We start from the raw sequence: 20,825 nt of genomic DNA, 5'->3' as shown, positions 1-20,825 counted from the left end.
AAAAAAAGACTGCTCCCAAAATGAGATGCAGCCTTTTCTTTCTACTTCCGCGACAATTGCTTGTAACGATCATACCAAATATCAATATAGCCCTGAGAAAAAGGCCCCTTTTCATTGTTAATCCAGTCCACTAAGATTTTGACATTTTCCTTGAGGATATAATCAATTTCTTTAGAGTAATGCATCTGCTGACTATGGGCTTCGTATTCATCTACGTCCAATAGACGTTTTTCTCCATCCGGAAAAACTTTGACATCCAAATCATAATCAATGTACTTTAATGCTTCATCATCTAATACGTAAGGTGACGCTAGATTACAATAATAAGAAACTCCCTTCTCTCGAATCATTGCTATTATGTTGAACCAGTACTTTTGATGAAAATAAACGATTGCTGGTTCGCGAGTGACCCACCTTCTGCCATCTGATTCTGTAACTAACGTGTGGTCATTCAAGCCGATCAGAGAACACTCACTTGTTTTTAATACCATGGTATCACGCCACGTTCGATGCAAACTGCCGTCGTGCTTGTAACTTTTGATTGTTACAAACTCTCCTTCTTTTGGAACTCCCATAGCTACCCTTCCCTCAGCGAAAAAATTTTCGCATTTGTTTGGGTGTTATCACACCGACATCAGAATTATTATAGCAATAAAATGAAAGATTGCCTACTAATCTTTGTCGTCTGCTGAATTATTTTCAAAAACTTCCAACATTTTTTGCTGTGGTTTTGGAAAAACATATTCCGGGAAATCATTTGGTTTTACCCAATGTCCTTTCAAAGTCAAGGGTGCCGCACAACGGCCATAAAAAACTAAGATATGCCAACGTAAATGACTAAAGACATGTTTAACCTCACCAAGCACTTTTTTCTGCCATACAACATCTTGTTCTGTGAAAAAGTTCGGGCTCTCTTCGGCAACGATTGTGCTGGAAAACAAGTCCCAAGCATTTGGATCGTATTGTTCCTGTAATTCTTTAAAACGAGGCGCACTGATCTCTTCTAGTGGAAATAGCCACATGTTTGCTAATAATCCTGTATCTGGGCGCTGTTGAAGAAAAATTTCCTGCTGTTTGTTTTCAATGATCCCGGCTACATAATATACATCTTTAGGCTTCTGCTTTTTTGACTTGACAGGGAAGCTCGTTTGGCGATTTTCACTATGTGCCTGACAATACTGCTGAATCGGGCAAACATCACACTGCGGATTAGTAGGTGTACATATACTTGAGCCTAAATCCATCATTGCCTGGTTAAAGTCTCCCGGCTGATCTTGACTAATAATTTTACGCATTGCTTCATCAAACACATTACGACTGCTAGCCTTTGCAATATCAGCTTCAATACAAAACAACCGACTTACCACACGCATCACATTACCATCAATTGCAGGCTCGGGAATTTCAAAGGCAATGCTGCCGATTGCCCCTGCTGTGTATGGTCCAATCCCTTTTAAGGATCGAATATCCTCAACCGTTGTTGGAAATTCACCGTCAAATTCACCCATGACCTGTTTCGCTGCCGCCTGTAAATTTCGTGCTCGAGAATAATAGCCTAAGCCTTCCCACACCTTCAACAGCTTATCTTCTGGTGCATTCGCCAAATCTTGGATCGTCGGAAACTGCTCCATAAAGCGATAAAAATAATCGATTACCGTATCAACTCGCGTTTGCTGCAGCATAATCTCTGAAATCCAAATCCGGTAAGGGTCATGATTGTATCGCCACGGAAGGTTTCGCTTTTCCTGCTGGTACCACGCAAGAAAATCCTCCTGAAAATTCGCAATCTTTTGTTCTGTCCAGTTTTCCCAGCTCTTACTCATCTTCTTCCTCTTTTCCACGAATAAAGGCATCAATCTGATCCAGCTGGAAGCCTTTTTGATATAAGCTTTGTTTCACCTTTTGACGCCGCTTCGCAGGCTCGAAGCGCTGATTTTTGCGCCATAATTTTTCACCTTGCAATTCCAGCGCGTCATTTTCCTGCTCTTCAACCTCAGAAAAATCCAGTTCAGCTAAAACACTCTTGCTGATATCGCTGTTGAAGCCCTTCGTCATCAGTAATTGTTGTAATTTCTGCTGAACCTCTCGCTGACTGCTGTGATGAAATTTTCTCATAGCTTTTTTTGCCGTATTCAAAGCCACCTCGAACTGCTCCTCTGCTTCATAAAGATAAAGAGCCTGTTGAATATCACTATCCTTCAATCCTTTTTGTCTCAGTTTTTGCTGCAGTACTCGAGGGCCTTTATCGCCGATTCGCATTTGCGTACGTACATAGCTTTCCCCATAAACAAGATCATTCAGCAAATCCATTTCCTTAAGTCGTTCGATGATTTTATGACGATCGCCACTTTCAATCTCGTTGTCTTTTAAATACGTTCGAATTTCTTTTTCTGTTCGTAATTGATAGCTCAGATAATTTAAGGCCAATTGAAAACCTAGGTCTTCTTTCCCTTCTTGCTTAATTTCCTCTAATGTTTTTTCGTCAAGCTCTTGCCCCTTTAACAATCGGTGACGCACAACGGTATCCTCAGATAGTCGTAAAGTCTCTCCGTTAGAAAATTCTACTTTATAAAATGGTCCGCGACCTTGACTGACTTTTACTACTGTTAACATCATTTACTCCTCCTATTCGAATAAATGGCTTTTCTATTTCTACAACGTATACCCTAGCAAAAATTAATTCTATCATAGATAATCATCCAATCGACAAAAATATGCTAAAATGAACTGCGCTGAACAATTGAAAAATACTTTTAAGAAAGAGGCTGACTATGGCTGTTCAACTTAAATTGAATCAAACATTAACCTTAAAAATAAAACGATTGGGCATTAATGGTGAAGGTATTGCGTATTACAAACGCCTGATTATATTTGTGACTGGCGCTTTACCAAATGAAACGGTTGTTGCTCGAATTACTAAAGCAACGCCTCGGTTTGCAGAAGCCAGCTTAGTTAAAATTACGAAAAAAAGTCCTGATCGAATCACACCGCCTTGTCCCGTTTACGAAGAGTGCGGCGGATGCCAGCTGCAGCACTTAGTCTACAGCAAACAATTAGACTTCAAGAAGGACTTACTGCGGCAAGCCCTGGAAAAATACAAACCCGAAGGCTACCAAACATTTGAACTACATGACACGCTCGGAATGGATGAGCCTTGGCATTATCGCAACAAGGCACAATTCCAATTACGAAAAAATAAAAAGACCCAGCAGGTTGAAGCTGGTCTTTATCAAGCCGATTCCCATCATCTAGTGCCCATCAAGGACTGCTTGGTGCAAGAACCAACAACTCAGAAAGTCATCAACCTTGTCACGAATTTATTGAGTAAATACGATATGCCGATTTATGATGAACGTTCAAATTCCGGTATTATGCGTACCCTAATGGTTCGGATTGGAATTGAAACTGGCGAGGTACAATTAGTTCTCATCACTAAAACTAAAAAGCTGCCGCAGGGAAATGCTCTGATCCGTGAGATTACGAATCGCTTACCGGAAGTTGTTTCCATCATGCAAAATGTGCAGGACAAGAAAACCTCAGTCATCATGGGAGACGAAACGATTCATTTATGGGGCAAGGAAGTCATTAATGAAAAAATCAATGAAGTAAGCTTTGAACTGTCTCCACGTGCCTTCTTTCAACTGAATCCCCAGCAAACTAAGGTTCTTTATCAAGAGGCCATCAATGCTCTGGATTTGTCTACGCCAAAAACCATCGTTGATGCATACTGCGGCGTTGGAACAATTGGGCTGTCTTTAGCCAAGCAAGCAAAAGAAGTACGCGGAATGGATATCATTCCACAAGCAATCGATGACGCTAAGAAAAATGCTGAAGCTATGAATCTTACGAATACACATTATGAAGTTGGCACAGCTGAAAGCTTGCTGCCAAAATGGCTGAAAGAAGGCTTCACACCTGATGCGATTGTTGTTGACCCGCCGCGAACTGGTTTAGACAATCAATTATTGAAGGCTATTCAAGAAGCTCCCAGCCCACAAATGGTCTATATTTCCTGTAACGTTTCGACATTGGCTCGCGATCTTGTCAGCCTTTCAAAAATCTATCGCGTAGAATATCTACAATCCGTCGACATGTTCCCTCAAACCGCGCGTTGCGAGGTTGTCGTTAAATTAGTTAAAAAATAAACAGAAGAGGTGTGCCCACCATGTACTGGGTCACACCTCTTCTTTTAATAACCGGCTGCTGGCTGCCCATAGGCCGAATTTGGATCGGTTGCACCACCATAGCCACCTTGATCTACTTGATTGGGATCCGTATAGCCCTGATCATTTTGACCAGTGTCATCATACTGCGGATAACCATTGCTGCTACTTGATGAATTCCCGTAAACACCACTGTCATCGTAATTATTTGGATTATCATACCCTGGTGCAAATTGACTGGTATCCTCGCTGGCTTTTCCATCAGAATCATCATAGAACAAGCTTTCCGCATCTGCTTCCTTCAAGTTAGGCAAAGTATCTGACGTTGCTAGTCCAAGCTGCTTCTTCAACGCGTTTTGAATATCTAATAATTCATTTGTTCCTAAAATCTGATAATAGATTTCGTCAATCATCTGACTTTTACCGACCAGCTGTTTTTGCTTGATCGTATCAAAAGCAGATAAATAATTGGTCCCGATATCCATCATATCGTCCCAGTCCAAATCAGTCTTCATATTTTTCTCAACTGCTTTTAAAATCTTCTTATAGTTGCCGACTCCATTGATCGACATCGCCTTACGTAAAATTTTAGTTACTACTTCGCGTTGCCGTCTTTGTCGTCCCACATCACCTTCAGGGTCTTCATAACGCATTCGAGCGTAAGCCAACCCTTTTTCACCATCAAGAGTTTGCTTCCCTTTTGCTACATGAATACCATCCAATGTGAATTCAATTTTATTATTCACTTCGATCCCGCCAACAGCATCAATCAAATCCTTCAGACCTCGCATATTGATTGACACATAATGATCCAGAGGGATATCCAATAATGTCTCAATGGTATCCATCGACATTTTCACGCCGCCAAAAGCATAGGCATGATTCAATTTATCATTCGTTCCATAACCGACAATATTCGCTAAAATATCTCGATCTAAACTGACAATCGTCGACTTTTTCTGTTTCGGATTAATCGTAACAACCATCATACTATCAGAACGGCCTTGATCAGAACGACCAAGATCTCCTGTATCTACTCCAGCAAGCAGAATAGAAAAGGGTTCCGCATTATCGATATTCGGCTTGTCCCCTTCTCGCTTTAAGCTTGTACGCTTAACCGTTTGGCGAATGTTATCGACCATTTTACTTGCGTCATTTGTCACTTGGACAGCGTAGTAGGTAATCCCACCTATAAATAAATTTAGTAGGACCAATAATCCTACGATAACTTTCTTCCAACCAGTCATAGCACACCTCTATCAACGATTTTTACGTTTTATTTTCTCATAGTTCGGCCATCTGTTCAACCACAGTCAAAAATAATTAATCCTATATAATAGAAACTTAAAAAATAATAATTGCTTATTTGCCCTTTGAATTTGATTTATACCATAAAATTATGAAGATTTTTGGAAGGTCAAAAAACTTGTGTAAAAATGAACAAAAAAAGAAAGATCAGCAAAGCTGATCTTTCTACAATTTCTTTAATTATTTAGCAGCTGCCAAATTTTCGTTTGCTTGATCCCAGTTTACAACATCCCAGAAAGCGGCGATGTAATCCGGACGAACATTTTTATACTTCAAGTAATAAGCATGTTCCCAAACATCTAATCCAATAATTGGTGTTTTGCCGTCAGTTAGAGGATTGTCTTGATTAGCAGTTGAAGTAATTTCTAACTTGCCATTATTCAATACTAGCCAAGCCCAACCAGAACCAAAACGTCCTGTTGCGGCTGTTTTGAACTCTTCCTTCATTTTTTCAAAGCTGCCAAACGCTTCATCAATTGCATCCTTGATCGCACCAGTTGGCTCACCGCCAGCATTTGGTGCCATGATTTTCCAGAAGAAGCTGTGATTTGCATGCCCGCCGCCATTATTACGAACGGCCGTGCGAATTTCTTCAGGTACCTCATTCAAGTTCGTTACTAATTCTTCTACCGATTGTTCTGCTAATTCTGGGTATTTCTCAATCGCAGCATTCAAATTAGTCACATACGTGTTGTGGTGCTTGTCATGATGCAAATGCATCGTTTCAACATCAATATAAGGCTCCAATGCGTCGTAGCCATAAGGTAGATCTGGTAAAGTATAAGCCATAGTTCAAATTCCTCCTTAAATATCTTTATGTACTAACTGTAACAAACAATGCAACTATCTTCAAAATATATGCCTACCGTGGCGAAGAATTCGTTTTCTCATCTTCAATAATCTCTACCTTCTTGAAAATGAAGACCTTACTGAAGATATAATTCGCTACAACTACAACAATCTGGGTAATAATTTTCGCAATTAAATTGCCTGTATGCAGCATATCGATAAACAAATACATACACGCCATATCCATACCAAATGAAATGATTCGCGCAAATAGAAATTTTCCAAACTCCCAAGCTAATGCTTGAACCCCTTCAGTTTTTGATTGAAAGACCCATAATTTATTTGTTACAAAAGCAAATAATACCGAACAAATCCATGAAATTGCGTTAGAGATCGGCCAGCTTAAATGAAATGCTTGGTATGCTAAAGTAAAGGTAAGGATATTAACAACTGTCGCCAGTCCACCAAAAAAAAGATAGATAAAGACTTCCCACAGTCTTTTTTCTTCTAAATAATTTCTGAACTTCTGATAGATTTTCATAATTTCTCACTTTCTTATTCTTCTCTTCATAAAGTAAGATAGCGAAGCAGGAAATAATAGTCAATTCTTTCTTGATTTCTTTCTACTTTTTTACAGATCGCCTTGTTATTTCAACCTTACTTCGCTACAATGGCTCTTGTATAAAAGATTGGAGCGATCACATGACTTTTCGTCAATTAATCAAAGGATCTCTTTTTCATTTTGAAGAGCTAAAATCAGCTAAGGACACACCTTTCTGGAAAGCGATTGTTTATCTGCTTGGCTTGAGTCTGCTTTTGGCGATTCCAACTGTCTATCAAGCTATGCAAGTAATGAATCAAATCAAAGCAGATAGTCTTGAGATTGTAGAAAAGATTCCTGATTTCAAAATTGAAAATGGTGAAATTAATACAACAAAACCAGAAAAAGGCTTCATTTATCAAACAGATTCGATCATCTTGACCTTTGATCCTGAAGGCAAACGTACACAACAAGATGTGGAAAAGGACTTAATCGGAAATTATTTCAGTATAGGCCTATTAAAGGATCAAGCCATAGTCGTATTGCCTGATTATGGTGGTGTCAGCTCAACTATTTTCGGAGACAATGTTTTGAAATTCTCCTATAAAAGAGACCCTCTTAAGAGTATGACTGGCAATAATTTACGAAACGAGCTGGAAAATCTAGAAATGCCTGTCTGGACACCGCTTGTAATGTTGTTGGCAGGTGTTTATCCTTCCTTCATCAATTTGTTTGTGACATTGGTTTTCGCCGGTATAGCCGGTATGATCGTTGCTAAGCTAAGATTACGACGTGTGACCTTCTTTGAATGTTTCAAAACAATCATTTTTTGCGCCACCATCCCAGCTATCTTGGCAACAATCATTCTATTGTTCCAACCAAACTTTGATTCGAGTCTGTTGATTACGTTCATCAGCCTATTCATTTTTTTCCGGGTTACTCACTATTTCCCAAAAATTGAATTACCAACCAACTAACTGCTTACAAGTGCGTAAGCAGTTTTTTTCTCGGATTTTTGATAAAATGAAGCGAGAATCTAGACAAAACGAAATGAGGGTATGAGGATGACAAAACCAATTATTTTCTTACAAAAGGAATTTCGAACCGAATTTATCGATAAAATTCAAGCAATCGCACCAAATTATCAGATTAAAACTGACATAACAGCTGAAGACCTATCAGCTGTCGAAATATCTGTTGGCTGGACAAAACAATTTAGCGAACAGCTGCTTGCCTCTGACCAGTTAAAATGGGTCCAATCAATTTCCGCTGGTGTTGATTACCTGCCTCTGAAGGAATTTTCTGATCAAAATATTTTACTATCTAACGGCAGCGGTATCCATGCGCTTTCCATCAGTGAGCACATCATAGGCATTTTACTCAGCTATTATCGCGGTTTAAACCAATCAATCAAAAATCAAGAGCGAAAAATCTGGGATCAAGGCGCTATTTCTTACGATCAATTAGCCGGAAAAAACTTACTAGTCGTTGGAACAGGACACATCGGACAGCAACTATCGAAATCAATCCATAGTCTAGGTGTAAATGTGTATGGTATCAACACTACAGGCCATTCTGTTGACGGGTTCGTTGAGACCTATTCAATCAAAAATATGGCGAAAATCGTTCCTGAAATGGATATTGTCGTAGGGATTTTACCTGGCACACATGAGACTTATCATATCTTTAACAGTGATATTTTCGAGAAAATGAAAAAAAGCGCCGTATTCATCAATGTCGGACGAGGAGATACCGTCCACACCAAAGAATTGATTACGGCACTTGAAAAGAAAAACTTTGCATTTGCTGCTTTAGATGTATTTGAAGAAGAACCGTTGCCAAAAGAAAACCCACTTTGGATTTTTGACAATGTTTTAATTACACCGCATATCTCCGGGTTGACCGTCGATTTCCAAAATAAGTTTATGAAAATCTTTTTAACTAACTTGAAAAGCTATGTAGCTAATAAAGAGTTAAGCGTTAACCAAGTTGAATTGGATCGCGGATATTAAGCAAAGCGAAACGAATTCCTTCAGCTTTTAATCTTATTGTTGAAAAAGCAACTGGAATTTTCTAGATAAATTGACTGAACGACCGTATACATTTCGTTTTTATAAGCTTGAATTTGATGTTAGAATCCAGGTCTTGCATGTGAAGATATCGCATTCTTAACAGGAGCGATATCTTTTTTATGCCCATTAAAAACTTGCGATTGGAAAATCACAATAACTTACTAGAAACCCAACCATTTTCCTCGGCTAATCTCCCATCAAAGCCGTATGAAAAGACTGAAACGTTTCTTTAAGTTTTGAAGATCATATTCAAATAATCATCCATTATCGACTTTCTTTTCTTATAATTTTTAGGATGATCTATTTGTTCGATCTGTTCTTCATCCATATTCAAATACCTTTTCAACGTCACCAGGTGGAGATCGAATAACTTAGATGCCCCCTTACATTTTTTTAGCTTTATAAATTCCTAGGATACTTATTAAACTCAGCCCAAAAAGGTACGTCCATGAGAAATGAAAACAGATGAGCTTTGCCGTTAAGACAGGAATTTTCTTCCTAAGTACATAATAAGGTAAATTGCACAGGATAGGATTCCTAATAGTTTAATTATAATGATAAATTTCATATTAATGGAAGGTGAATACCCGACAATAGCAGTGTTTTCGCCAATTTTGCTTATGATTTTCAGTAGACCCAGTTCACTCTTCATAACTGTTTTTGAATCTAATTTTTTCCCATTCACTTCAATTGTCGAATGACTATAGATGGCTACTGGGAGAACAATCTCATCTTTCTTTTTAGCTTTCCATTTCAACTCAATATCTGAACTCTTTGTCACTTTTTTTGAAACGTTGTTTGGATTTTCCATAACATCTTTCTTATAAATTTCGTATGGACCTTTCGAGTAAATGCTTTGGGTCGTTTCATTATCTGCAATCGCGAGATAATCTGGTGTTCCCTTTCGTATCACATCAAGGGCTTTAGTTAAATCTTTATCTTTTATCTTGCTTCTAAATTGTTCTGGATCTGTTTCATAGAGACTTGATTTGTTATTTCCTCCTTGTGTTGGATCGGCACTGAGCCAAAAATTCGAACTCTCTTTTACCATGTTGTTTACATTAGCTATTGAAATAATTGCGCCAGTTAACAAAATGATTTTTACTAATCTCATCTTTTCGAAACCTAACGAATCTGACCTTCTATCCAAACTCAAACCTACTCCTACTAACAATAATATATAGGCAATTATTGAAAAACGCATTGGGAATTGTAAGGTAGTTAAAAATGAGAACTTTTCAGCTAATGTATTCCAAGGAACTAGATTGGATGAAATGAATAAGAAAAGTCCACCAGTACCGTTAATAATTTTTTCAATTAGAGGAATTTCCCTCCACGTTATCAAAGCATACAATAGTTGAATTACAAAAATCAGTGAAATTATCAGACCTAAATTTCTTGTTTCATTTTTTGTTAGCGAAAGCATTACTGTGCTATTAGACATATTTGTGTTTATAAACGGCTTTAGAAGGTTGTTTGTAGAGAAAACTTCAATATATCCATACAAAGAGTTTAGAGAGAAAATCAACGTTAACCCAACTGAAAAAAGCGCAGTTACAAACCATTTCAACTTATCTTTACAATAATATAAGCTTACGAGAAAAAATGGTACGATTGCCAAAACGCCTATCAACGCTGACAATATGTGAGTAGCAATTAGTAATGATACAGGGATTGCTAAAAATATTGGATTAATTGGATTCTCTCTATCTCTAACAGCTTTAACAGCTGGTATGAATATTAGTGGTAAAAATGCGCCCCCCCAGCTAATGAACGATTGTATTAATGCATAAAAACTGATAAGAGCACATGACATATAGATCATCGCTAAAATGATTGATAACTTTTCACTTATTTTCAGGTACTTCATTAAAATATAAATATTTATTCCGCTGAAAAAGTAGCAGAGAAAAGAAGTCACTATTTGAAATCTAGTCCATGTTTTAACCACTATTAGTATACGTGCTAGGAAATAAGCTAAATCATACCCATACAGTGCATTAATTATCCTCCCACTTTGATTAAACCCAAAAATTGACTGAAAATAATTGTAGTGTCCTGTTTGTATTTGTCTTGATAAATCGTATACACGATTGAAATGGAAAGAAATATCATCTCCTACCATAATGGATTTATAGTAAATTTGAGGCAAAACCATAATTACTGCTGCCGCAACAATCAATAAAACAGCTACAGTACGTTTCCTGACAAAATTCTTGTTCATTGTATCCTCCGTCTTAATTTCTTAGCTGATTGAATGATTGAAAAAGCAGCTAAGAAATTCTGTTTCTTTTGATACTAGAAAAGACGATCTGCATAACACGTCACCGCGATTAGTGCGTATTTTAATCAATGATTATTCTTACTAACAAGCAGTTTTGACTTTTTTAGTACCTACATAGCATATCGTTATTTTCAAATATTGCCAATACCTTTAAAGACATATCATCAACTTATTGAACGAGAAAACATAATGATAAACACACACTATTTTCCTATTCACAAATTTTAGAATGGTATTTTTTATTGACTTACGTGGCTAAGTTCATTATAAAATCCTCCATTAATACAAAATGCTGTTGCACGATTTCTGTTTAAAAGAATATCTATAATGAACATCAACAGCCTTTGTTGTTATATATTCCTTCAAAAGTAGTCATCAAAAAGAGCAGCGTTACCTTAACCGTCTGCACAAGATATTAATTAGCACCATTGTAGATAAAAATATCATGCATTTCCGCCTTGATTTTTATTCCTACTTTAGCGGGAAATATGCGGTTTTCTTGCAGTTGACCTTCAAGCTTAATGACAATACCACTTGCTTTTCTTTCATAAAGCAACCACCTCCGATTTGTACTTGTATTGTCAGTGTGGAGGTGTTTTTTGATTGTAGGTAATCAGTGGTTCAGCGGTTGCATTCAGGACATACTATGTGATAAACTTTTGTCGTCATTTGATAGCATAGAAAAACTCCTTTCGATAAAATGAGTGGTTGCTAGCCACTTATTGGTATATCGAAAGGAGTTTTTAACGCTAAAGCTCTTTCGTCCACGCGCAGAAACGCGCGGTATTCTTTTTTTACTCGCTGACGCGAGCAAAACTGACTAAAGTCACTAACGAAAGAAGTAGAATTAATTGAAGGAACTTCTTCAACTAATTCTACTTCTATTTATCAATAGGCTCAAGTTAATGACATTGAACTTATTGTTCCAACTTTTTTTCTGTCTCCTTAACAATGTAAACTGGACGTTTCTTCGTTTCCATAAATATCTTACCAATATATTTTCCAATAATTCCAATACATAGTAGTTGAACGCCCCCAATAAACAGAATGATCGTCACTAATGAAGGCCATCCTGACGTTGGATCGCCAAAAATCAAGGCGCGTACAATGATAAAAATCATTGCGACAACAGCGACCAGACAAGAAAATGCTCCCACAAATGAAGCAATATTCAACGGAGCATCTGAAAAATTAACTATCCCATCAATCGAATAATTAAATAATTTCCAAAACGACCAAGATGTTTCCCCTGCTGCACGTTCACGATTTTCGAAGGAAATATACTCTGTCTTAAAGCCGACCCAACTAAATAGTCCCTTTGAAAAGCGGTTATGTTCAGTTAACTCCAATATTGCATCCACCATTTGACGAGTCATTAATCGATAATCTCGAGCTCCATCTACCATTTCAGTATCACTTATTCGATTGATCAATTGATAGAATTTTTTTGCAAAAAAACTTCTAATAGGTGGTTCTCCCTTGCGGTCAGCTCGACGAGTCCCTACACAATCAATATCCGCTGATTCGATCATTTCGATCATTTGAGGTAGTAATTCAGGCGGATCCTGAAGATCAACATCCATCACTGTAACTAATTCTCCAATAGCGGCTTGTAAACCTGCGTATAATGCTGCTTCTTTACCAAAATTTCTTGAAAAAGAAATGTAACGAACAAAATTGTTTTGTTTCGCTAGTTGTCTCAAAATATTCAGAGTACCATCTTTCGATCCATCATTTACGAAAATATATTCTAACTCATGAGCCATTTTTCTTTTTACTTTTTCCATTTCAGTAAAAAAAAGAGGGATTGCTTCTTCTTCATTAAAACAAGGAACAATTACTGATATCACTTTACACACCTCATAATAGATTATCTTAAATCAATTTTATTTTTTAATCTCATAAAGCAAGTAGCTATCCGATTTTATTCCCTCCACCAAATGATATCTTTCTTCAAGAGTAATAAAAACTTTACTATTTAAATTTGATGAGCTTTGTTTTTGCAATAGTGAATCTTTTCGAACTACGATAAATCTCGGACGATTAGAATCTAGTTTTTCTGAAAATTCCTTTTTTAGTTTTGGAAACCTATCATAATTTACTGCGGGTAATACAAAAAAACGAGAGTTCGAATAACGATCACTCAACAAATAGATATTGGCATTGATATTATGCACATATATACTATCTTTTTTAGAAGAATTCTTTTTAATATAATTTGAAATAGTTTTCACTTGAGTTTTATCACTATTTACATTATTAGTATTGTAGCTCCAGTTATAAGTTTTAAAAGCAGAGAAAGTTGCAGGCAATGCAATTATAATTATCATAAGTAATGATACGATAAATTTAGCCCTATTAATAATAAATGTCATAATAAATTGAATAGACAGTGCTATAACAACTGATAATGGTGCAAATTGAGTAATTAAGTAATGTGTGTAATACCTTCCTGATAAGATCACAGTAAAAAAATTTACTACAAAATAAATACACAAAACAAAATAAATCTTATTTGGAGTTTTTTTATTATCAGCAAACGCAGAAATAAAAAAAATTATAACTAGCGGAAAAAGACCTGTTTTCAACAATAAATCAGTGAAACTAAATGCCGCTTTTAATTTGCCAGTTAGATCTGAATCAGAATACAAAAAATTCATAATAAATGCTTGTTGAAACATTTCTTTCAAATTATTTTGAAAAATTGAAAGTCCAATAATTGACAAGGTTGTTATTACCCCACCAATAAAAATACCTCTAATCTGTTGTATAAGAGTATCTATTTTTTTATCGTATAAACTCGTTAGTAATAGGAATAAGCAGAACACTAGCCATAACGAGATCATATTCACTCGTATAAAGAAAGTAGCTGCTCCTAAAAAACCAATCGTAATATAATCTATCCTAATATTTTTATTAAGTATTATGATTTTACTAAACAAATAGAAAGATATACTTATAAATAATAACGCAAATTCCTCAGAGTAATTACCACCATCGTAGCACAAAATAAATAATGGAGTTAACAAAGTTAATGCAATCGCTGAAATTAAGTTACTCCCTGTAAAAACATTACAGGTTCTATATAGAAAAACAAGTGTCCCAGCTAAGAATACACACTCTACTAACCAAATCCCAATCGAAAGATTGCCAAATCCGATTAATACAGCAAAATATTCAATAATGAAAAGAAACGGTCCTTTATGATCAAGCATATCATTGTAAGGAACCAACCCATCAGAAATCCCTTTACCAAAATAAAGAAACATGGATGAATCGTGCCCACTCAAAACATGAGATAATGGATTATCTCTAAAACTAAAGATTGTAATTACGAACACAAATGTTAATAATAAATATGGCAAAACTTTATCAATTTTTTTCATCATTTCTCCAAGTCTAATTGCGTATTATTCATATTAAAATTACAGATTTGAGTCTTCTTTTAGAAACTCATACTTCGGCTCTTCTAACCTCTCATCATAATCAACAACTAAATCATACCCTTTGAAAAACCATTCATCTGATTCTTCAACAAAGAACATCATACCACTAACAATTTCTTCTATCAATGGACTTTCTGGTGTATCAACCGACATTCCTACTGAAAATCCATCATGTACCTGAGTCTTTCCATATACTTTCCCATAGAATTTTATCCCTTGGCCTTCAGCCAATTCGAGTTCTCTTTTAAACCATTCTTGCGCTTTTGGTGTTATCGTCAATTCCATTTCATGCTCACCTATCCATTCATTTTTTCATCTAAATAATCGACATCTTCGTCCCGACCGATCACAACTAGGTGATCATTTTTTAAAACAACCTCCTCAGCCGGCGGAGTAACGATAGGATCTTGGTTATCTCGACGAATCGCCACGACATTCAGACCAAACCGCTGACGAAAATCAAGTTCATCTAATGTTTTACCATAAAATTTTCGATTGGTTACGTTAATCTCCGCCAAAGAAAATTCATCAGAGAGCTCTAGATAATCGAGAATATTTTTTGACACTAGATTATGCGCGATTCGTTGTCCCATATCACGTTCAGGATGTACAACCCGGTCAGCTCCAATTTTTTCTAACACACGAGCATGGTACTCATTTTGCGCCTTCGCCAGAATATTTGGAACACCCATCTCTTTAACCATCAAGGTAACTAAAATGCTCGCTTGAATATCTTCGCCAATCGCAACGATTACATGATCAAAGTTACGGATACCTAATGAACGCAAAGTCATTTCGTCCTGGGCATTGGCAACGACTGCATGTGTCGCAATATTCATATATTCATTCACTCGATCTTCACTGCTGTCGATCGCCAGAACTTCCTGACCTGATTCAATCAATGTACGACATATACTGCCGCCAAATCTTCCTAAACCAATAATGACAAAACTTTGTTTCATGATATCTCCTTACTTTTCACGATAGTGTATTAGATTTATTTTCCTAAAAAAAGATTCCTAGATCATGCAAAACTTACATTTTCTAGTATAACAAAGAGCGGGTTAATAAAACAGAGAATGACTCTCTATTTTATCAACCCGTGTTTAAATGCATAAATTGCTGCTTGTGTACGATCTTCGACTTCTAATTTAGCAAGTATGTTCGATACATGCGTCTTAACTGTTTTCAATGTGATGAATAATTCATCCGCGATTTCCTGATTACTCATTCCTTGGGCGATCAACAATAGGATTTCTTGTTCACGATTAGTCAGCTCTTCGTGAAGAACATGGCGATTACGATTGGATAATTGCTCCATCATCTTCGTAGTCACTTCAGGCTCCAGAACTCGTTCGCCATTATAGGTCTTACGAATAGCATTGGCGATTTCATGAGCTGTCGACGTCTTGAGCAAATATCCGGATGCTCCAGCTTCAATAGCCGGATAAACTTTTTCATCATCAATAAAACTAGTCACAATTAAAATTTTTGCCTCTGGCCAATCTTTTAATATTTTCTTGGTCGATTCAATGCCGTCCATTACTTCCATCACCAAGTCCATCAAAATCACATCTGGTCGAAGGTCCATTGCTTTCTCATAGCCTTCCTCGCCGTTCTCTGCTTCTCCTACGACTTCGACATCCGATTGAATCGATAGATAAGAGGAAACCCCTAAACGAACCATTTCGTGATCATCAACTAATAACACTCGTATCATCCTCTGCCTCCTAATTCCTATTTATTCCATTCATATTATCTATTTAGCTAAGCAATTCATTTTTTATCAAAAAACTAATTTGTTTCATCATCTTTTAAAGATCTAGCTGTATTATCCTCTGCCACAACAGGAACTTTAATTTCAATACTTGTCCCCTGTCCTTTAAAGCTAATTATTTTTGTTGAGCCGCCAACACCAGCAATTCGCTCACGAATATTACGCAGTCCGTAGCTTCCGGCATGTTCATCCTTCGATTCAAAGCCAACACCATCATCAATTACGCGCAATAAAATACTTTGACCAACAATTTTTAAATACACCTCTAGCTCGTTAGCTTTTGCATGTCGCAGTGTATTGGATAATAATTCTTGTACTACTCTAAATAGCTGATCTTCAATGCTTGCCGAAACACAAATATCCTGTATATCCCATTTTAACTGAATTTGGATTTTTGTTCGCAGCTCATTCAATAATTGCTCAATACCTTGACGTAAACTTTTCCCTTCCAAACTAATTGGACGCAGATGAAGCAGCAATGCACGCATCTCTGATTGCGCCGCATTAATAATATCCGCCACCATCGCTAACTGCTTCTTATAAGGCTCCAATTCCTCCGAATGCTGGGACTGTTCATTAAGTGCCGACATCATCATCATCGCCGCAAAAAGCTGCTGAGAAACTGAATCATGCAGTTCCCGCGCTAAACGATGTCTTTCCTCTTCTAAAATCTTTTCTTTCGTCGTGCCATCCACCATTTGCGGTTGGCTGCTTAGTTGCTGCAGCTCTCGTGACATGCTCACAAGTTTCTCTTTGATACGCTTGATATCATGATCAACCAGCAACATTTCCTTGTTTTGCGAAATCGCTACATCCAATGAGGGCTGATCATAGTTGCCTGACGCCAAGCTCTGCAATTTTCCTTCAATTTTTCCCAGCTGACGCTTTTCTAAGAACGTCACAAGAAAATAGACGACTGCACTGACTGTCAGAGAAATCACAATGATGTGAACAAAGAGCGGAATATAGAAGATTCGTGCAATGAACAGCTGTGCTAGCAATTGTTTTTTTCCAATTGCATACATGTACAGAAATAATGTTGTCAAAATCAACAAAAAGGAGATCAAACCAGAATAAAGAGAAATCTGTAAACGGGAGTATTTCCCCATCATACGCGGATCACCTCGACATCTCCGACCAATGTGTTAGTCACTATTTTCAATCTACGAGGGCTTTCATCATAATCCTCACTGTACATTTTGATTGTTTCATTACGAAGAACCTGCGTATCCTCATCAAAATCAACCTTGCCGTATAGGGTAGCATGTTCAAATAGAATGCCGATGCCGTATGGAACTAAGATTCTTGTTCGGCCAAAGCCTTTACGAACGATTACGATACTATCCTCTTTGGGCAATAGTGTGTTTCCCAAATCAACAATCGTATCGCCAGCCAAAATAGCTACGTTAATATCGTCCCATTCAAAAACCTGTGTACCGATTCGATCATTACCGATCCAGCTTTGCTTTTTACGTTCCCCATTATGGCTAGTCGGATCAGTCGTCTCAACCATTACAATGCTCTTTTTGTTCTTTAGAGAATGATTTGGCATTGATATACCTGCAATCTCGAAGCCCTTAAGACCAAGAAATATTACGGCAAATATCAACATCAACCAAGTCGCAGGACTATTCACTAGACAGATGATTAAAATCACTGAACCTAAGATCAATTGGAACTTTCGACGACGGTGCCTTCGCAATGCCAAATATATATTAAGTACTCCAAAGAGCAGCATAATCAACATCGCAGGATTTGAAGATAATTGCCATAATAAGAAAATTGCAAGTAAGGCTTCAATTACAATGAAAAAGCGCCATGGACTTTTCATTTTATCTTTCCTCCCAACTTTTTATTTATACCTTATTCTACTTTCTTTACGTACCGAATACTATCGGTCTAAAGTCGCAACCTAACTAAAACTGACAGTTGCCTCGTAAGGACAAGTATTTTTCCAACGCAACACGTAAAATAGTGCATAACTCTACCACTTATAGTAGAACTAGCAAAATAAAAGAGGCGACCAGCGCCTCTTTTATGTATTTTAGTTTTGTTTCACATTTGTGATTTTAACTTCCATGTTTCCGCCTGGTGTCGCAATTGTTACGACGTCTCCTACACGCTTGCCAATCAAAGCTTGAGCAATCGGGGAATCATTTGAAATTTTCCCGGTTAAAGGATCTGCTTCAGCTTTCCCTACGATCGTGTACTCTTCTTCTTCATCGTCAGGCAGTTCAACGAAAGTAACAGTTTTTCCGATGGAAATTTCATCAGAGTCAACATTTTCATTATCAATAATTTGTGCAAAACGGATCATATTCTCTAAAGTACTGATTCGTCCTTCGACAAATGCTTGCTCATCCTTAGCAGATTCATACTCAGAGTTTTCAGATAGATCGCCAAAGCTGCGGGCGATTTTAATTCTTTCAATGATTTCTCCACGTTTTACTGTTTTTAATTCTTCTAATTCCTGCTCCAATTTTTCTTTTCCTTCTAGAGTCATTGGATATGTTTTTTCTACCATTTTTCTTCTCCTTCAATCAACAAAATTACGAAAGGTAATCCCTTATAGATTTAATCCACAAAAGATTACCACGTAATTACTGTAATGTAAATTGTTTATTTCTCTTTATTGACATATTTTTCAACCAGCTCCATATGCTCTTCATATGTCTTCGCATAATAAACTTTTCCGGTTGAGATATCTGCAACAAAATAAATATAATCATTTTCGGTTGGATCCAGAACCGCAAGAATCGCTTCCTGACTTGGATTGTCGAATGGTCCAGGTCCATAACCAGTATTTGTATACAAGTTATAAGGTGAATCCACCTCAGTATCCTTGATCGTTACAACCTCTTTGTGTTCGCCTAGCGCATAAAGAATTGAGATATCTGACTGTAATGCCATCTGAGCATCAATTCGATTAAAGAAGACTTGTGCGATCTTCTTACGGTCAGATTGAGTAACCCCTTCTTTTTCCACTAAGGAAGCCAGCGTCATGACTTCTTGAACAGTTAACCCTTTTTCTTTAATTTGATTATAATAAGGGGTTAAAACTTGATTAGTAGTATCCACCATTTGGGTCACTAGATCTTCAAGACTTCTATTTTTGTGAACATTATAGGTCGCTGGGAATAAATACCCTTCTAAACGATATCGTACATCCTTCGCATTACCTGCATCTGTTAATAGATCCGGATATTGCGTTTTCAACTGGTCGAAGAATTTGTCATCTTTCATTACTTTGATGAAATCTTCTTTCTTGAAGTCTGTCTTCTTAGCCACTAGACTGGCAATTTTATCAACATCATATCCTTCAGGAACCGTTAGCTTAGAAGCATCATCCAATGGCTCGGCGCTTCCTCCTTGCTGCAATTCCTTACTGATTTGATCCAAAGTCATATTTGGTGAAAATTGATAATAACCCGCCTGGAAATTCGTTAAATTCTTGAATTTCGTATAGAAATTGAAGACCATGCCATCACGGATGACATCCCCATCTTCTAAAATATCACCGATTTGGCGATTTGAAGAACCACTGGGAACCTCTACCTGTACCAATTTTTTATCATTCTTATCTAGTGGTTTCAAGCCGGCACTCACATAATTATACCCTGAGATTGCTAAAATTCCGGCGACGATCAAAATACCGATCGTCAATATATAAACGATTTTACGGACAACTCGGTCCTCTTTGCGACGTTCTGCTCGTTTCAAGTTGCTCTCCTCACTTAAATCCCCTTCAAATTCCTCATCCATTTGTCGAAGCTCGTCGAATTTTTCACCAAGACGATGGAAAATCGATGGTTCTTCTTCAATATGCTCATCCTGTTGCGACTCCTTTGCAGCTTTAACTTTCAGCTCTTCTTGCTTTGAACTAGCCTTAGCTGTTTTTTTTGAGTCCGAATGATGTGAAGTCGTTTTTTTATCTCGAATAGTTGAAGGTTCATTCTTTTGCTCTTCTTTTATAGTCCTCTTTTTATCAGCCGACGGTTTCCTTGTTTCTTTCCGCTTCTCAGGCTTTGATTCAGAGCCCCTACTAGGAACTGCTTTCTCTGAAGTTTTCTCTTCTTTAGGAAGTTCCTCTTTTTTTACTTTTTTTTCTTTTGCATCAATTGGTTTAGACTTCTGCTCAGCAGTAGTTGATTCTTTTTTCTTTTGTCTATTACCAAATAAGCGTTCATAAGACGATGCTAAATCGTCATCATCGCTAGTAGCTTTTTTTACTTCCGAAGTTCGAGTAGTCGTGTTTGCTTTCTTCGTTGACTCTACTTCCCGATTCTTTCGACCCTCTTCTAAAGCACGCATAATCTGCTCTTTAAAAGATCCTTCTTCTGAGTGTTGATTTTGATCCTCAGACAAAAACAACTCCTCCTTACTTCATGTCATAACTTAAACCATTATACATGAAATGAAAGAGGAGTGAAATGTAAAATTTATTT

The 20,825-nt window shown here is 37.1% G+C and carries 20 protein-coding genes; 3 read left to right on the top strand and 17 right to left on the bottom strand.

What is annotated here, in order from left to right:
* Positions 1-41: 41 nt before the first annotated feature.
* From ntdP to recX, 3 genes are all read right to left on the bottom strand, one after another.
* Positions 42-575 carry a nucleoside tri-diphosphate phosphatase gene (gene ntdP, locus IGI67_RS00885; protein ID WP_010740416.1) on the bottom strand — a complete coding sequence of 178 codons (534 nt, stop codon included), beginning with the start codon at positions 573-575 and terminating at the stop codon, positions 42-44.
* Between the two features lie 96 nt (positions 576-671).
* Entirely contained in the window at positions 672-1,823 is a 1,152-nt protein-coding gene (mutY, locus tag IGI67_RS00880) for an A/G-specific adenine glycosylase (RefSeq protein ID WP_429956459.1), read from the bottom strand.
* On the bottom strand, positions 1,816-2,613 hold the full coding sequence (gene recX / locus IGI67_RS00875) for a recombination regulator RecX (protein WP_429958597.1): 798 nt from the start codon (positions 2,611-2,613) through the stop codon (positions 1,816-1,818). Before recX ends, mutY begins: the two co-directional genes overlap by 8 nt.
* Positions 2,614-2,771: 158 nt before the next feature.
* Here recX and rlmD point away from each other — a divergent pair, with 158 nt between their 5' ends.
* Positions 2,772-4,145, top strand: a complete 1,374-nt coding sequence (gene rlmD, locus IGI67_RS00870; protein WP_429956458.1) for a 23S rRNA (uracil(1939)-C(5))-methyltransferase RlmD — start codon at positions 2,772-2,774, stop codon at positions 4,143-4,145.
* A 44-nt stretch (positions 4,146-4,189) separates the two neighbouring features.
* Here rlmD and IGI67_RS00865 read toward each other — a convergent pair whose 3' ends face one another.
* From IGI67_RS00865 to IGI67_RS00855, 3 genes are all read right to left on the bottom strand, one after another.
* The gene (locus IGI67_RS00865; RefSeq protein ID WP_429956457.1) at positions 4,190-5,410 is read right to left on the bottom strand and encodes an LCP family protein; all 1,221 of its coding nucleotides are present in this window, start codon (positions 5,408-5,410) and stop codon (positions 4,190-4,192) included.
* Positions 5,411-5,651: 241 nt separating this feature from the next.
* Positions 5,652-6,260, bottom strand: coding sequence for a superoxide dismutase (locus IGI67_RS00860; protein ID WP_429956456.1), 609 nt, complete (start codon positions 6,258-6,260; stop codon positions 5,652-5,654).
* 73 nt (positions 6,261-6,333) lie between these two features.
* Positions 6,334-6,801, bottom strand: a complete 468-nt coding sequence (locus tag IGI67_RS00855) for a GtrA family protein (protein ID WP_207109791.1) — start codon at positions 6,799-6,801, stop codon at positions 6,334-6,336.
* A 161-nt stretch (positions 6,802-6,962) separates the two neighbouring features.
* Between IGI67_RS00855 and IGI67_RS00850 the strand changes: the two genes are divergently transcribed.
* Complete coding sequence (locus IGI67_RS00850) at positions 6,963-7,778, top strand: DUF1189 domain-containing protein (RefSeq protein ID WP_429956455.1); 816 nt, start codon at positions 6,963-6,965, stop codon at positions 7,776-7,778.
* An 87-nt stretch (positions 7,779-7,865) separates the two neighbouring features.
* Positions 7,866-8,813 carry a phosphoglycerate dehydrogenase gene (locus tag IGI67_RS00845; protein ID WP_429956454.1) on the top strand — a complete coding sequence of 316 codons (948 nt, stop codon included), beginning with the start codon at positions 7,866-7,868 and terminating at the stop codon, positions 8,811-8,813.
* 538 nt (positions 8,814-9,351) lie between these two features.
* Here the strand turns inward: IGI67_RS00845 and IGI67_RS00840 are convergent.
* From IGI67_RS00840 to mltG, 11 genes are all read right to left on the bottom strand, one after another.
* Positions 9,352-11,097, bottom strand: a complete 1,746-nt coding sequence (locus IGI67_RS00840) for a hypothetical protein (RefSeq protein ID WP_207109788.1) — start codon at positions 11,095-11,097, stop codon at positions 9,352-9,354.
* Positions 11,098-11,572: 475 nt separating this feature from the next.
* Complete coding sequence (locus tag IGI67_RS00835; RefSeq protein WP_429956453.1) at positions 11,573-11,713, bottom strand: hypothetical protein; 141 nt, start codon at positions 11,711-11,713, stop codon at positions 11,573-11,575.
* A gap of 361 nt (positions 11,714-12,074) precedes the next feature.
* Complete coding sequence (locus IGI67_RS00830) at positions 12,075-13,007, bottom strand: glycosyltransferase (RefSeq protein WP_207109787.1); 933 nt, start codon at positions 13,005-13,007, stop codon at positions 12,075-12,077.
* A 36-nt stretch (positions 13,008-13,043) separates the two neighbouring features.
* Positions 13,044-14,543, bottom strand: coding sequence for a hypothetical protein (locus IGI67_RS00825; protein WP_207109786.1), 1,500 nt, complete (start codon positions 14,541-14,543; stop codon positions 13,044-13,046).
* 39 nt (positions 14,544-14,582) lie between these two features.
* On the bottom strand, positions 14,583-14,888 hold the full coding sequence (locus IGI67_RS00820) for a HesB/YadR/YfhF family protein (RefSeq protein ID WP_207109785.1): 306 nt from the start codon (positions 14,886-14,888) through the stop codon (positions 14,583-14,585).
* An 11-nt stretch (positions 14,889-14,899) separates the two neighbouring features.
* The gene (locus IGI67_RS00815) at positions 14,900-15,565 is read right to left on the bottom strand and encodes a potassium channel family protein (RefSeq protein ID WP_207109784.1); all 666 of its coding nucleotides are present in this window, start codon (positions 15,563-15,565) and stop codon (positions 14,900-14,902) included.
* 125 nt (positions 15,566-15,690) lie between these two features.
* Positions 15,691-16,323 (bottom strand): response regulator transcription factor, encoded by a 633-nt coding sequence (locus IGI67_RS00810; RefSeq protein ID WP_010745977.1) that lies wholly within the window; start codon positions 16,321-16,323, stop codon positions 15,691-15,693.
* A 74-nt stretch (positions 16,324-16,397) separates the two neighbouring features.
* Positions 16,398-17,492, bottom strand: a complete 1,095-nt coding sequence (locus IGI67_RS00805; RefSeq protein WP_429956452.1) for a sensor histidine kinase — start codon at positions 17,490-17,492, stop codon at positions 16,398-16,400.
* A complete protein-coding gene (liaF, locus tag IGI67_RS00800) occupies positions 17,489-18,211 on the bottom strand; it encodes a cell wall-active antibiotics response protein LiaF (protein ID WP_207109782.1) in 723 nt (240 codons plus the stop codon). Before liaF ends, IGI67_RS00805 begins: the two co-directional genes overlap by 4 nt.
* Before the next feature lie 213 nt (positions 18,212-18,424).
* Complete coding sequence (gene greA, locus IGI67_RS00795) at positions 18,425-18,904, bottom strand: transcription elongation factor GreA (RefSeq protein WP_137665572.1); 480 nt, start codon at positions 18,902-18,904, stop codon at positions 18,425-18,427.
* Positions 18,905-18,999: 95 nt separating this feature from the next.
* A complete protein-coding gene (mltG, locus tag IGI67_RS00790) occupies positions 19,000-20,184 on the bottom strand; it encodes an endolytic transglycosylase MltG (protein ID WP_429958596.1) in 1,185 nt (394 codons plus the stop codon).
* Between the last annotated feature and the right edge of the window lie 641 nt (positions 20,185-20,825).

The sequence above is a fragment of the Enterococcus sp. AZ196 genome, from assembly GCF_050498845.1.
In the GTDB taxonomy this organism is placed as follows: Bacteria; Bacillota; Bacilli; order Lactobacillales; family Enterococcaceae; genus Enterococcus_A; species Enterococcus_A murrayae.
Note: the sequence above shows the minus strand (reverse complement) of the source record. Positions and strands in the feature narration are given on the sequence as shown.

Bases quoted from the DNA above. Each gene is read 5' to 3' on its own strand.
- mutY (WP_429956459.1), bottom strand. From the start codon at position 1,823: ATGAGTAAGAGCTGGGAAAACTGGACAGAACAAAAGATTGCGAATTTT.
- IGI67_RS00825 (WP_207109786.1), bottom strand. From the start codon at position 14,543: ATGAAAAAAATTGATAAAGTTTTGCCATATTTATTATTAACATTTGTG.
- IGI67_RS00840 (WP_207109788.1), bottom strand. From the start codon at position 11,097: ATGAACAAGAATTTTGTCAGGAAACGTACTGTAGCTGTTTTATTGATT.
- IGI67_RS00850 (WP_429956455.1), top strand. From the start codon at position 6,963: ATGACTTTTCGTCAATTAATCAAAGGATCTCTTTTTCATTTTGAAGAG.
- rlmD (WP_429956458.1), top strand. From the start codon at position 2,772: ATGGCTGTTCAACTTAAATTGAATCAAACATTAACCTTAAAAATAAAA.
- liaF (WP_207109782.1), bottom strand. From the start codon at position 18,211: ATGAAAAGTCCATGGCGCTTTTTCATTGTAATTGAAGCCTTACTTGCA.
- IGI67_RS00805 (WP_429956452.1), bottom strand. From the start codon at position 17,492: ATGATGGGGAAATACTCCCGTTTACAGATTTCTCTTTATTCTGGTTTG.
- ntdP (WP_010740416.1), bottom strand. From the start codon at position 575: ATGGGAGTTCCAAAAGAAGGAGAGTTTGTAACAATCAAAAGTTACAAG.
- IGI67_RS00860 (WP_429956456.1), bottom strand. From the start codon at position 6,260: ATGGCTTATACTTTACCAGATCTACCTTATGGCTACGACGCATTGGAG.
- IGI67_RS00865 (WP_429956457.1), bottom strand. From the start codon at position 5,410: ATGACTGGTTGGAAGAAAGTTATCGTAGGATTATTGGTCCTACTAAAT.
- IGI67_RS00820 (WP_207109785.1), bottom strand. From the start codon at position 14,888: ATGGAATTGACGATAACACCAAAAGCGCAAGAATGGTTTAAAAGAGAA.
- IGI67_RS00810 (WP_010745977.1), bottom strand. From the start codon at position 16,323: ATGATACGAGTGTTATTAGTTGATGATCACGAAATGGTTCGTTTAGGG.
- greA (WP_137665572.1), bottom strand. From the start codon at position 18,904: ATGGTAGAAAAAACATATCCAATGACTCTAGAAGGAAAAGAAAAATTG.
- IGI67_RS00815 (WP_207109784.1), bottom strand. From the start codon at position 15,565: ATGAAACAAAGTTTTGTCATTATTGGTTTAGGAAGATTTGGCGGCAGT.
- IGI67_RS00855 (WP_207109791.1), bottom strand. From the start codon at position 6,801: ATGAAAATCTATCAGAAGTTCAGAAATTATTTAGAAGAAAAAAGACTG.
- recX (WP_429958597.1), bottom strand. From the start codon at position 2,613: ATGTTAACAGTAGTAAAAGTCAGTCAAGGTCGCGGACCATTTTATAAA.
- IGI67_RS00845 (WP_429956454.1), top strand. From the start codon at position 7,866: ATGACAAAACCAATTATTTTCTTACAAAAGGAATTTCGAACCGAATTT.